A 12,038-nucleotide genomic window follows, 5' to 3' on the forward strand; every position below is an offset into this window, starting at 1 on the left:
AAAATCCTCCCGATTTTCGTCGAGAGGGTGCGAAATGTGAGTCATAAGGCGACCTGCCGGTTGCGTTCCCATCCGTCCTACGGAAAATACTTGCGCCAGTTGAAGGACGGAACCCTTCGCATCGACAAGCAGGCGGTTCGTGACGCGGAAAAGTACGACGGCAAATATCTCATCCGGACATCTGACGACACCTTGTCTGCCGAAGATGTCGCCATCGGGTATAAGCAGCTGGTGGATATTGAGCAGGCCTTTCGGACGTTGAAATCGACACTCGAGCTGCGTCCCATGTATCATCGCTTGGAAGACCGCATTCGGGCGCATGTGCTGCTCAGTTGGCTTGCTCTCTTGTTAGTTCGGATCGTGGAGATCCGAACTCATGAATCGTGGCCAAACGTAAGAGACGAATGTGAGCGTCTTATGCTTGGACATTTTTCTTCCAAAAACGGAGACCTTTATCAACGAACCGAACTGACGGCCAAACAAGCGCAACTCTTTGCGGCTCTAGGGCTGGAGCCTCCTCCGAAGATCCTAGGCATCCATCCTCGCGCCTAGATACACGCCCAAAGTGTGCCCAAATGTCTCTCGTCCCTTTTGCATCAAGGGGCGAGAGGCATTTTGTTTGCCTAGTGACTGTCGAACTCGGGATGATAATTTACAACTAGAATTTTCAAAACCGAAAAGCACATAGGCCAAAGATTCAAGTGTTCATCGCATATTACGAATAGCTTTTAGTCACTTTAATTTTTCTTTCGCTAATAAATTTCTTTTGTCGACCAACAACCCGTACTACTTGCTTTATATACTGTTTTTCAGGTGGGCACGGTGCTTTTCCTGTTTCAATCCTAATTAGAGGACAAGCAGATCCTTGACAAGAAGGTCTTAGGAAGCACTTCTTACAGCCCTCATCTTCAGACTCATCGTTCATAACCCACAAAGCAAATTTATCTATATCTATTCTAAAGTTCCCATCTTTTTCAACTTTTCCAATCTTATTTTTTTCATTATATAACGCTACTGTACACTTATATAAAGTACCGTCTGATCCAATTACATAAGAATTAGGATCAGCCGCATAACATACATAACCACCAGGTTGAAGAATGCTACCTAATGTAGTCGATAATCCCTGATTTAAAGCATCTTCACACAAACTTAGTGCTACTTTTGCTCTTATTTTTGTATTAAATATATCTAAATCTTCATCATTCGGTCCGCCCCATCGACCAATAGGAAAGTAGTTGACGTGAAACCTTCCATCGTTGGAAAACGTTTCGGAAAGCTCTTTTGTAAGATCGCGTATATAAGGTTCATTACTTTTATCGAAGTTGACACGTATCCTAACCTGAAAATCATATTCCAAATAACTCAAATTTTTCAAATTATTAAATATTCTTTTGAAAGTTCCTTGTCCTCCCACTAACTTACGTGTTTGATCATGAATATGTTCAGGGCCGTCTATAGTTATCTGGAAATTGTCAACACCTAGCTTTAATAATTTTGTCGCCGTATCACTGTTTAAAAGGAATCCATTAGTAGTAATACCAGCACGAAACTTGAAATTGTACTTTTCACTTAATAAAAGGAATTGATTTGATAATTTTTCAATAACATCTAATGCGAGAAGAGGTTCTCCTCCAAACCAATGGACATTCAAATTTTTTAGTTGAGGCCCTCTTTTCTCAACATATTTTATTACACCTTCAATAACATCATCCGACATTTTTCCTTTCTCAAAATTTTCATAACAATATGTACACCTAAAGTTACACTGTTCAGTGACTAAAAAAATCAAATACATATTTTCAGGATTTCTTCCTTTGATTTCATGTAAAATTCGGGCTCTTTTAAATTCGTCTACATTACTTTTGATTAAAAAGCCATAATTAGCAAGAATCTTTGCAGTATCATCAAGCTCATCACATCCCGATCGGAGAATATTTTTAATCTTATTAGCATGAGCTTGTGGAACACGTAAAAATGCCCCCGTATAAGTATTACATATATAAAGATCTCCATTCTCTTCATGGGAAAGAATATTAAATCGCGATGCTACCCATCTATCATTCACATCTGATTTTACCTCTTTGGGAATAGTAGAAAACGGCTCCATTTTTACCCCTCCTATAATCAAGGGATAGCTTAATATAGCTATCCCCGATGACAAAAGAATATGATCAGCATCCTCCGCAGTTTGTGTTAGTCGGTGCAAAAGAAAGAAGAACGTCTTCTGCTGTTGGATTCAAGACATCGAAGCCTTCATCAAGAATTTGAAGCATTTCCTGATTCATGCAATTCACCTCCTTTCAATTCATTGTCTGACTGCTGTATATGTCTCTGTATATACTCAGCTACTGTATATGGGGGAGGTACATGTCCATAATCTACTTTTTCTCCGGTTGCAGTTATCCATGCATTTCCACTAGGGAATACAACTTTATGTCCAAAACTGATCAGCTTTTTAGCATTGTATTGTGTAACTTTTGCATCCCACATGTTTGGCCCCATATTTGGGAAAAAGACAACAGGTCTTGGAGAGCATAAAACCAGCATGGTTAACAAATTATCAGCTATTCCGTTTGCACACTTCGCTAAAGTATTAGCAGTACAAGGCAAAATGATGAAAATATCCGCCCAGTCATGTAAAAAGGAATGAGGAACTCTATTTCGTGTATACTCCTTTGGAAAATCGTACATATCCTGATATGCAGGAGCATCAGCGTGCGCCGCCAAAAAATTGACATCAATAAATTTCTGAACGTTCGATGTACAAACTAGTCTAATGTTAGCATCTAGTTTTTCTCTAAAAACTCGTAAATACATAGGTAGTTCAACAACTCCTGAAGAACCTGTAACGCCAACTAATATATTCAAGCTTAACACCTCCTTTACATTACAGTTTCTCTTGGCGTACCTTTTCTCACATTAATTAATAACGAAGATAAACTAGTAACTATACCCAAAGCACCTGCAATGAAGAAAAGATATTTTATATTGAAATAATCAACACTGACCCCAAAAATAAACTGGGCTACTGGCGTTGAAAGCATTGAAATCGCCATCATAATACTATTAACTCTTCCTAATAAATGAATAGGCACAGAACGTTGAACAAAAGTAGGTATAAGGACTCCTATAAAACCAGTAATTAAGCCAATTACAAAAACGAAAATTAGAATAATCAAAAAATTTTGGGTGAAACATAGTGCGGCAATACCAGTAGCTTGTAAAAGAAAAGATAAATAAATAATCTTCAATTCAACCTTGTGAATGCTTTTAACTGAAAAGATTAAACCAGTTAACAAACTTCCCATTGACATCGATGAATATATATATCCTAAATACTTAGCATCATCACTAACATTTTTAGCTAAAAAAGGGAACAATACATTAACCCCGTTTGCTCCAATATTTACAAAAAACATAGTTATAACCAAATAAAAAATCATTTTTTGTCTATTCAAAAAACTAAAACCAAGTCTTAAATCCGAAAAGTAAGAAGTTTTATCATTATTATCGTTTATATTTTCAAGATGACTATTTTTAGAGTCAATAAACAAAATTAAAAAAGTTGAAAATGCATATAAGATAGAAATGGCTATCAAGGAATGTTCTATTGAGATTGATTCAACCATCCAAGCGGCTATTAAAGGGCCCAAAATGATCGTTGTTCTTACAACAGTGAAGTATTGACTATTGAGACGACTCAAATATTCAGTAGCGACTAATCTTGGCTTTATTGATTCTGAGGCTGACCAATAAAAAGCATCAATCGCTCCAAACAAAACGGAGACCATTATGAGAATTACAAAAGAGATAGTATGATCCCATAACAGAATAGCCAAAACTAACACAATGATTGTCCTTATCATGTCTGACAACCACAGAAACAACTTTGCCCCTATTCGATCAATAACCGGTCCGCAAAGAAGCCCAGCAATAAATCTCGACAAACCTAGGGAAAATAAAACTGCTCCCATCAAAAAACCTGATTGTAAAACGTCAGCAATATACCAAGCTATAACAACACTGTATATGACGTCCCCCAAGTTTGAAAGAAACGTTGCTATACAAAATTTTGTAGCGTTCAAAATGATCACCCTTAGAAAGATTGAGACTAGGCATGTAACGCACTTGTGAAACAGAACAAAATCAAAACATAGGATAAGGGGTGGTTTTAATATAACTAAATATTCATTATATTACAGTTATTACAATAATTATTTTATCGGGAAAATACGGTAATGTAAAGAGTTTTTTGTAATACCTCGTCTCGTTTTGTCGGATATCGTTGAATGCAACATATCTTATGTTATGTTGAATAAAAAACACCACCCATAGAAGGTGGTATTTAGCTGATAGTTTCATTAAAATGTTTAGACAACTGTAGATAACCGGTCAAACTTACTTCCGGTAATTCCTTGGATTGATCCCATTCAAAATATCTTATATTTTGTATTAAAGAACTGTAGATGAGCAAATTTGCTAACATAAATTGACAATCAAACAAAAAAGGAGACATGAACGGGACTCCTTGAGTAAAATAGATGTGCTCACAACTACCCACAAGGAGGTTCATGTCTCATGAATAGATTAGCACATCACCAAGGAATCCACAAGTTTTTCCTAGTGTTAGAGTCAGTCAAGACTTTGTGGAGAACATTTTTTCGGTTCACTACGGGCGTTGTCAATCACTAGTTAGTGAACCATTTTCAGGAATTGATATCGTAAGTGCTTTCGGACCCTCATCCCTCATCTTGAGGTGATCATATTGTATTCCATTTTTTACATCCAACCACCATCCCGGAGTGCCGACAACGCTTGATGGATCGGCGTCCCGGATGATCGTTGCAGACACGGTATATTCTGACGCACCACATCCACCCACAACCGTCCTGCCTTCCGTTTGGCCTGTTCGATCCGCTTGGACTTCGTCGAGGCCGAGGCTGCCCTCCGGGGCTCTTCCTCCTCCAACTGCCCCTTTCTCCACCCGATCCCGTCGATTCGGGCCACCATCGCTTTTAGAAACGCCCGAAGCCCTTGGTCTTTCCAGCTGCGGCGGGATTTCACCCGATGCGCCAACCGGCTCATCACGCTCTCGGCGTGGCCCATCGGACGCATGCCGGTCGTCTCCACCCCTTGCTCGGACAGCCACTCCCGATCGTCCTGGATGCATCCCGGCATCGACTCGATCCGGCGGATCATGGCAGCCAGCTGTTGTTCTTTCGCTTCGTCCTCCAACGTGCCGACCGTGCTGTTCAGCTCCACGAGAAGCCCTTCTTCGTCTTGTTTTGCCAGCTTCTTTCGCACGTGTAAATTAGCACATTCTTTCAGAATCCCTTTTTCAAATTATTTCAGATGGATTCCGAAATAATGTGCAAAATTTTTGCCGATTATTCCGGACTTTGCACATTCTTTCGGAACGTTTGCACGCTCTTTCAAATGAAGATTTCCAGCGCGCCTGATGGAATGATGGAAAAGAGAAAGCACAAAAGAGGCCGATTCGGCTCCTTTCGTGCTAATACCCCCATTTCCTCTAAGGCCATGCGCACCACTTCCTCGTCAATGACGGTATTGTCAAAAGTTTATCCTCCACACTCACGGTTTTCCCTTGAGTTTCAACGGTTGGAAGAAAAAAAGCTTGCCACCCCCGTTGTTTTCGGCCATCATTGAGGTAACCACACACTCAACAGCCAAAACAAAGGAGTGACAAGCTTTGTTACCTCAATGATTAGCCTATTTGCTTCAAATCATCAAGACCCAATATCAAATCATTGTGTATCTCATGGGTGTGATCGTGGGAAAATCCCTGAATCGTAAGGACTTGGACGAACCCGTCCAAAAACCGTACCGAAAACTTCAGATCGATGACCTTCCGATCATCGATGTACCGGAAACCCTTGATTACCGGAAGTTGTTGGCAGACTATGAAGCCCAGCACGGACGTCCTTTGCGGCCCATCCAGCGCCGCGCGAAGGCGAAACACCGTGTTCCAGATTCCTTGACTTGCCCTCGCTGCCAGGCTCCCTCTTCTTACCTGTACGCCAATAACGGCGGAAAAGGGCAATACCAATGCAAAGTGTGCCAGTGCCGGTTCAACCACCGAAATCGGTTCACCAAGCAAGCGGTCTTTCGCTGCCCGCACTGCAAAAAGACGCTGGAAAAGATCAAGGAACGCAAAGAATACCACATCTATAAGTGCAAGAACAACGCTTGCCCGTTTTACCAGGCCAACCTTCGCCGGATGACGAAGAAGGAGCGCCAACAGTTTCAACAGGATCCTCAAGCCTTCAAGGTGCGGTATTTGTTTCGAGAGTTCTTGTTTGACTTTCTCCCGTTGGCTTCCTCGTCGCTCATCAAGCCGAAGGTCGATTTGTCCCGGCTGACTGCGTCGCCGCACGTGTTGGGGCTCGCGTTGACGTACTACGTCAACTTTGGGATGTCCTCGAGGGAGACCGCCGCCGCCATGAAGGACATCCATGGCGTCTCGATCTCCCATCAGACGGTGCTCAACTACGCCAACAGCGTCGCGCTTTGGATCAAGCCCTTTGTCGACCGGTTCCCGTATGAGCTGTCCGGTTCGTTTTGCGGGGACGAGACGTATATTCGCGTCAAAGGGCGCTGGCATTACCTGTTCTTTATGTTTGACGCCGTCAAAAAGATCGTGCTGTCGTATCGCGTCTCGCCCAACCGGGACACGCTCTCGGCCATCAAGGCCATCGATGATGTCCTCAGGAAGCTAGCGTCCCTCCCAGACGACTTGTCGTTCGTCGTGGATGGCAACCCGATTTACCGGCTGGCGCAACACTTCTTCGCCCAACACGGGATTTCATTTGACGTCCGCCAAGTGATCGGGCTGACCAATGAGGATCCGGTCTCGGAAGAGTTTCGCCCTCTCAAGCAGATCATCGAGCGATTCAACCGGACCTTTAAAGGCAACTACCGCCCGACCCATGGGTTTGGTGCGGAAGAAGGCTCGGTGTCCTTTGTGACGCTGTTTGTGGCGTATTTCAACTTTCTGCGCCCACACAGCGCGCTCGAAGGCCGGGTGCCGGTCGTCATCCCGGAACTGGCGGATCTTCCGCATATGCCGGCCCGGTGGACGAAGCTGATCGCCATGGCACAAGCGTTTCTCCAACAAGAGGCGGCCTGACTTTTTTGTCCTCCGGAGCCCGTTGAACAGAACTCCTGCCGGATTCGGCGAAGCGAACCCTTGACCAACCGAACACCGCCAAAGGTAAAATTCGGTCATGGCAAGGGCGGCTTTCTTATTGCCTTCTTTTTTGTCCCCGTCGCCCTTGACGACTCTTTCCCACCTTTGGCGGGTGTTGGTCAAGGGCGAATCCGGCCCTCCGCATGCCCCACGATGCTCAATGGGATGATCTGTGTGGAGTTTTCATAGAACTTTTGACGCTACCTCAATGACGTCCTTTTTCAGCTGATGCCCGTACAACAGGCACATCGTGGCCAATGCGTTGATCACACGGGGACAGCCTCGCGATTGCAGAACGATCGCCTCCAACGACGATGGGGTGAAGATCGGATGCTTTTTCTACGTCGGCGCGGGCAATGTAGAAAAAGGCATCGTTTACCCGCATCACCATCCGCGCTTTACGATCGACGAAGACGCGCTTGAGATTGGCGTGCAAATGTTTGTCGCCGCGACGTTGAAACTGTTGGCGGAAGCAGAGTAGGATGCTTCCGCTTTTTTGTACATCATAAAGGCGGATCGATATATTGCATCTCATATTTCGCAACCTTTGCATAATATACAAAAAATAACCAGAATATTCGCATAAAAATAATTTTTTATAAAAAATGTAAAATAATTAATTTTTATTCGGTCAAATCGGGCTTATTTCGAATTTTTATTCAGGGTGCGAAATGTGAGTTGCATGCTCTTTCTCTGTCGCTAATTCACATGGTTGAACTTGGTGTAGCTCACATGAGTGGATAAAGGAAATAAAGAGAGCATGGGGACTCTTTGCCTTCCTTAATGTTTGTTTTGGACTTCGATTCGATCAAGACGACAAGGCTAGGCGATTTTGACAATTTTTGTGATCGGTGCTAGGTCGAGGTCTTGGTTGTAAAGAGCGTGGACAAAATCGCCGTCAAGCGTAGCGAAGTAGTCATAATGATGGTATGTTGCAATGGCGTAGTGCAAGGCATCATAGGCTTCAAGCTGAAGGAGTCGCATTTGAGCTAAGGCTAAATCTTGAATGTTGGCAAGCATCGATGTATATAGACGCTTGTCCAAAATGTTCATCTATGGCATCTTCATATGTCATCACAAACGACATAATCGGCTACCGTCCTTGTTTGTAGATGTCCACTAATTTTTTGCCAAAGGGAGAAGGTTTGGCTATTTTTTTCCGTAATTCGGCGAATGAAAGATCCTTATCCGGTTTGTTGGCCTGTTCCGTGCAAGACAGTGTCACCCTCATTTTCGTTTCCAAAGCGGAAGGCATATCGATCACCTCATTGATTCTCCTTTCTAAAAATTATAATGCAGGTCAGAAAAAATGTACAGATTTTTTCTTTTATTACTATACCCCTGTTCACGAAAACATAAACAGGGAGAGAATCTCCCTTAAAAGGGGAATGGGTGAAAGAAAAGGGGGAAACGGAAAAGAAGTCTTCTTTCCAGCCTGTGAGCGAACGATTTTAAAACAATGGTAAAGCAGCTTTCAAAAAAGAAAATGGAAAAAGATCACCCTCCCTGTTATGATGATAAAGGGTTTAGCGAACAAGGTGTCTACTTTCGTTTGTTGTTTAGATACCTTGTTTTGTTGGGAAAAAGGTTGTTGGCAGGTGAAACGATGAGAGCTTTCCTTTCCCGCTGGCTCCCCGTCATTCTCTGGTGCCTCGTCATTTACAGCTTCAGCGAGTCTTCCTCGTTCACTGGGGCGAATACGGCGCATGTGCTGCAGGTGATTTTATCGTACTTGCCGTTTGGCGGCGGGGATGAAGAGGGGTCGTCATTTTTGAATTTTTTGATTCGCAAAGCGGCGCATTTGACCGAGTTTGGCATTTTGGCTGCGCTTGTGTGGCGAGCGCTGTTGCCCAAGCGGTTTGCGTATGCGGGCGCTTGGCTGTTTGCGACTGCCTACGCGGCGACCGATGAGTGGCACCAATCGTTTGAACCGGGGCGGACGGCGACGCCAAAAGATGTGGCGATTGATTCATGTGGGGCGCTCCTGGCGCTTTTGATTGTATGGGCTTGCCGCTGTTGGGCAAGGACCAAGCATCGGGCGGTCAAACGCGGCGTATAATAGAACAAAGCTCTCCCATCGTATAGATTTAGATGTAAACGGAAAGAATGGCCAATAACGAGTTTGCGAGAAAAGGGAGAGAGGGCCATGGTCGCGTTTATCGCGGGAATGTTTGTGGGTTCGTTTGTGATGCTCGTCATCATGAGCATGATGGCGGTGGCGAAACGGGCGGATGAAGCAAGCGAACGGTGGAGGGAAAAGTGAGAAGCTTGCAGAGGGGCGTTAGGCAATGATCGAACGCCTTAGGTGTTCTAAGACATGCTGGTTAATACAGATGCACGGTTTCATGCACGGGAGCAGCGGCAACTCCCTTGATAAAAAGGGGCTAATGGATGATGGCTGCTGTGGTTGTCGCTGATCATTTCGTTTGCGTCGTTGGTCGCGACAGTCGTTGTGCGGTATCAAAAGAAAAGTCCTCTACTAGGTGTAGGTGTAGGTGGGGCGATTCTGCCTATTTCTAGACCGTTGCACTTTTTGCGGTCGCTGTGCGTGTTGGTCAGGGCATTGGCAGTTGTCAATGTCCTGTTTTTTATCCTATGCTTTTATTGCTACTGGTCAACCCGACGGACTCTAGCGCTGTCACGTCTGCGATTGAATCCGCCAACAGCGCCAACATCCCGGTCATTACGGTCGACCGCAGCGCGGACGGCGGGGAAGTGGTCACCCATATCGCTTCTGACAATGTGGCTGGTGGGAAAATGGCGGCACAATTTATTGTCGATCACTTGAAAAACGGTGGAAACATTGTGGAATTGGAAGGGATTCCTGGTTCCTCGGCCGCTCGTGAACTGGGAGAAGGATTCCACCAAGTGATCGACAAAGCAGCCAATGTCAACTACCCCCACTTAGCTAACGCTTGAAGTGGGGGCTTGCNNTTTGGTCGTTGAAGTGGGAGTCTCCTGCGCGAAATAGGATGAAAGTCGTGGCCAAACAGGCGGCTGATTTTGACCGGGCCAAAGGATTATCGGTCATGGAAAACATTTTGCAAAGCCATAAAGACATTCAAGCGGTCTTTGCCCATAATGACGAAATGGCCTTAGGGGCGTTGGAGGCCTTGCAGGCGCATGGGATGAACAACGTGATTGTGGTTGGATTCGACGCGACCGATGACGCAGTCAAGGCGGTGAAAGAAGGGAAAATGGCGGCCACCGTCGCGCAAAAACCAGCATTGATTGGCGAAAAGGCGGTGGACGCTGCTATCCGCGTTCACAAAAGGGAGAAAGTGGATCAATTTATCCCCGTTCCGCTCGAGTTGGTTCAAGGGCAATAATATGGGATTTTATCCGTGGTGCTAGTTGAGCTCTGACGCTCAACTAGCACCTGGGTTAATCAAAACAAAACTCTGGCAAAGCAAGCTCTTTGATCACTATGTATCTATTAAATGCCATGATAACGACGAAACGCATTAAGGACGCGATTAAAATCATAAGGGTGCATAATCCCGTAAAATTTCCGAAACCGAACGGTAGATGGAATTTCGTTATACCAGTCATACTGAACATATGATTGTGCCTTTAATCCAACATATTTCCAATAAACAATTGGTATTCGATAAGGGTATCGAGATGTTGGTTTTGATCTTGTGACTTTTAATCCAATAGCAATGGCTCGATTGCCTCTAAAACCCAAAATAAGAACAGGACGATATGTACCGCCCTGCCCTTCCTGAAAACGAAAATATATATCGTAAATACCACCCGGCTGCATCATTCTTCATCTAGCCACCGTTGATGCACAGGATTATCGGGATTCACAGTCACAACACCATCAGGGCTAACATCCAATAAAGGAGCAGAAGGCAACCGATCAAAACAAATGCTTGAACTTAAAGACGCATTGATGTTTGCGTATCGATTTCGCACAGCAGGTTTAGCATAAATCGATCTTAATGACTGTGCTCGCACATCTTTTCGCCTTGAGATGGCTGATCTTCGCAACTGGCGATGCTCCTTTCTGCGCATACGCTATCACCACCTTAGCAATAGCATATGCCTGTTTTGAAAAAACATGTACGAGACATACGCTGGCTATAATGTACATCTATTATAGCATATACAAGAGGGGATAACAAAACCAACCAATCTACAAAAATCCTTTGTTTCTACCTTGTTAGGGTGTGACATGTGAGTAGTGATTTCCGCTCTTTCCCTCGACCGGCTTCATTAACCATCGGAGGTCATAAAGAAACGCATCTTGGTTCATACTAAAGAAAAAGATGGAAAAAGAAAGGAACCCACCATGCTTCGCGAACTTGACTGGATGACGTACATCATGATCATTTTGGCCAGCTATCGGTTCACTCACTTGATCGTCTTTGATAAAATCACGGAATTTATTCGCAATCCGTTCATGAAAAAAGAGACGATCCAACACGAGGACGGGAGTACGGAAATCAAGAAGGTGCCGAAATCGAAATTCGGCTATTTGTTGAACTGTTACTGGTGTGCGGGAGTGTGGAGCGCGGTTTTTCTCGCGCTTGGGTATTTATTCATCCCAAAGATCGCCATGCCGTTGATTTTTATCTTTTCGATCGCCGGGGCGCAGGCGATTCTCGAGACGTTTGTCGGAGTCGGGACGAAGGCGGTCGATCTGTTGTCGGCGGCGAAAAAGCGGATGGACTGACATTGGGGGGCGTGCGGCGGAAACATGCGGCGCGCCCGCTTTTCTTGCTTTTGTCGATACATCATGGTTAACTTATACCCGTGGTGCTAGATAAAACTCAGACAAGCATAAAAATAGCCCTTGCTGGCGGATCTCCAGTAGAATGAA

Annotated in this window: 10 protein-coding genes and 3 pseudogenes; 8 read left to right on the plus strand and 5 right to left on the minus strand. The window is 44.4% G+C overall.

The annotated features are described in order from the left end of the window. Positions 1-552, plus strand: a 552-nt coding sequence (locus ETR37_RS12950) for an IS1634 family transposase (protein WP_164978004.1), incomplete at its 5' end; no start/stop codon positions are given. A gap of 163 nt (positions 553-715) precedes the next feature. Here the strand turns inward: ETR37_RS12950 and ETR37_RS12955 are convergent. The 4 genes and pseudogenes from ETR37_RS12955 to ETR37_RS12970 all read right to left on the minus strand — a co-directional run. Beyond that, the gene (locus ETR37_RS12955; RefSeq protein ID WP_060788981.1) at positions 716-2,110 is read right to left on the minus strand and encodes a radical SAM/SPASM domain-containing protein; all 1,395 of its coding nucleotides are present in this window, start codon (positions 2,108-2,110) and stop codon (positions 716-718) included. A gap of 149 nt (positions 2,111-2,259) precedes the next feature. Further along, entirely contained in the window at positions 2,260-2,871 is a 612-nt protein-coding gene (locus tag ETR37_RS12960) for a flavoprotein (RefSeq protein WP_053414193.1), read from the minus strand. A 14-nt stretch (positions 2,872-2,885) separates the two neighbouring features. Then, positions 2,886-4,097 carry an MFS transporter gene (locus tag ETR37_RS12965; protein ID WP_020278768.1) on the minus strand — a complete coding sequence of 404 codons (1,212 nt, stop codon included), beginning with the start codon at positions 4,095-4,097 and terminating at the stop codon, positions 2,886-2,888. A gap of 685 nt (positions 4,098-4,782) precedes the next feature. Then, a pseudogene (locus tag ETR37_RS12970) lies at positions 4,783-5,307 on the minus strand (UPF0236 family transposase-like protein); the annotation flags it as partial. Positions 5,308-5,737: 430 nt separating this feature from the next. On the opposite strand from ETR37_RS12970, the gene ETR37_RS12980 reads away from it, so the two are divergent. Together ETR37_RS12980 and ETR37_RS12985 are read left to right on the plus strand one after the other, a co-directional pair. After that, positions 5,738-7,150 carry a DDE-type integrase/transposase/recombinase gene (locus tag ETR37_RS12980; protein ID WP_060788950.1) on the plus strand — a complete coding sequence of 471 codons (1,413 nt, stop codon included), beginning with the start codon at positions 5,738-5,740 and terminating at the stop codon, positions 7,148-7,150. Positions 7,151-7,538: 388 nt separating this feature from the next. Then, positions 7,539-7,691: pseudogene (locus ETR37_RS12985) on the plus strand (amidohydrolase); the annotation flags it as partial. Between the two features lie 341 nt (positions 7,692-8,032). Here the strand turns inward: ETR37_RS12985 and ETR37_RS12990 are convergent. Further along, positions 8,033-8,263 carry a hypothetical protein gene (locus ETR37_RS12990; protein WP_015375947.1) on the minus strand — a complete coding sequence of 77 codons (231 nt, stop codon included), beginning with the start codon at positions 8,261-8,263 and terminating at the stop codon, positions 8,033-8,035. A gap of 92 nt (positions 8,264-8,355) precedes the next feature. Between ETR37_RS12990 and ETR37_RS19175 the strand changes: the two genes are divergently transcribed. The 5 genes and pseudogenes from ETR37_RS19175 (at position 8,356) to ETR37_RS13005 (ending at position 11,891) form a co-directional block, all read left to right on the plus strand. After that, complete coding sequence (locus tag ETR37_RS19175; RefSeq protein WP_164978003.1) at positions 8,356-8,676, plus strand: hypothetical protein; 321 nt, start codon at positions 8,356-8,358, stop codon at positions 8,674-8,676. Between the two features lie 140 nt (positions 8,677-8,816). Beyond that, on the plus strand, positions 8,817-9,269 hold the full coding sequence (locus ETR37_RS12995) for a VanZ family protein (protein WP_129447354.1): 453 nt from the start codon (positions 8,817-8,819) through the stop codon (positions 9,267-9,269). Positions 9,270-9,356: 87 nt separating this feature from the next. Next, complete coding sequence (locus ETR37_RS19805; protein ID WP_011232702.1) at positions 9,357-9,473, plus strand: DUF3789 domain-containing protein; 117 nt, start codon at positions 9,357-9,359, stop codon at positions 9,471-9,473. A gap of 341 nt (positions 9,474-9,814) precedes the next feature. Next, positions 9,815-10,539: pseudogene (locus ETR37_RS13000) on the plus strand (substrate-binding domain-containing protein); the annotation flags it as partial. 968 nt (positions 10,540-11,507) lie between these two features. After that, entirely contained in the window at positions 11,508-11,891 is a 384-nt protein-coding gene (locus ETR37_RS13005) for a DUF1360 domain-containing protein (RefSeq protein WP_031406805.1), read from the plus strand. Positions 11,892-12,038 lie beyond the last annotated feature (147 nt).

The sequence above is a fragment of the Geobacillus sp. PK12 genome (assembly GCF_004123125.1).
GTDB lineage: Bacteria > Bacillota > Bacilli > Bacillales > Anoxybacillaceae > Geobacillus > Geobacillus zalihae.

What these genes read in the sequence shown, in the direction of transcription:
- ETR37_RS12955 (WP_060788981.1), bottom strand. Translation starts at nt 2,110, where the DNA reads ATGGAGCCGTTTTCTACTATTCCCAAAGAGGTAAAATCAGATGTGAAT.
- ETR37_RS12990 (WP_015375947.1), bottom strand. Translation starts at nt 8,263, where the DNA reads ATGAACATTTTGGACAAGCGTCTATATACATCGATGCTTGCCAACATT.
- ETR37_RS12995 (WP_129447354.1), top strand. Translation starts at nt 8,817, where the DNA reads ATGAGAGCTTTCCTTTCCCGCTGGCTCCCCGTCATTCTCTGGTGCCTC.
- ETR37_RS19805 (WP_011232702.1), top strand. Translation starts at nt 9,357, where the DNA reads ATGGTCGCGTTTATCGCGGGAATGTTTGTGGGTTCGTTTGTGATGCTC.
- ETR37_RS13005 (WP_031406805.1), top strand. Translation starts at nt 11,508, where the DNA reads ATGCTTCGCGAACTTGACTGGATGACGTACATCATGATCATTTTGGCC.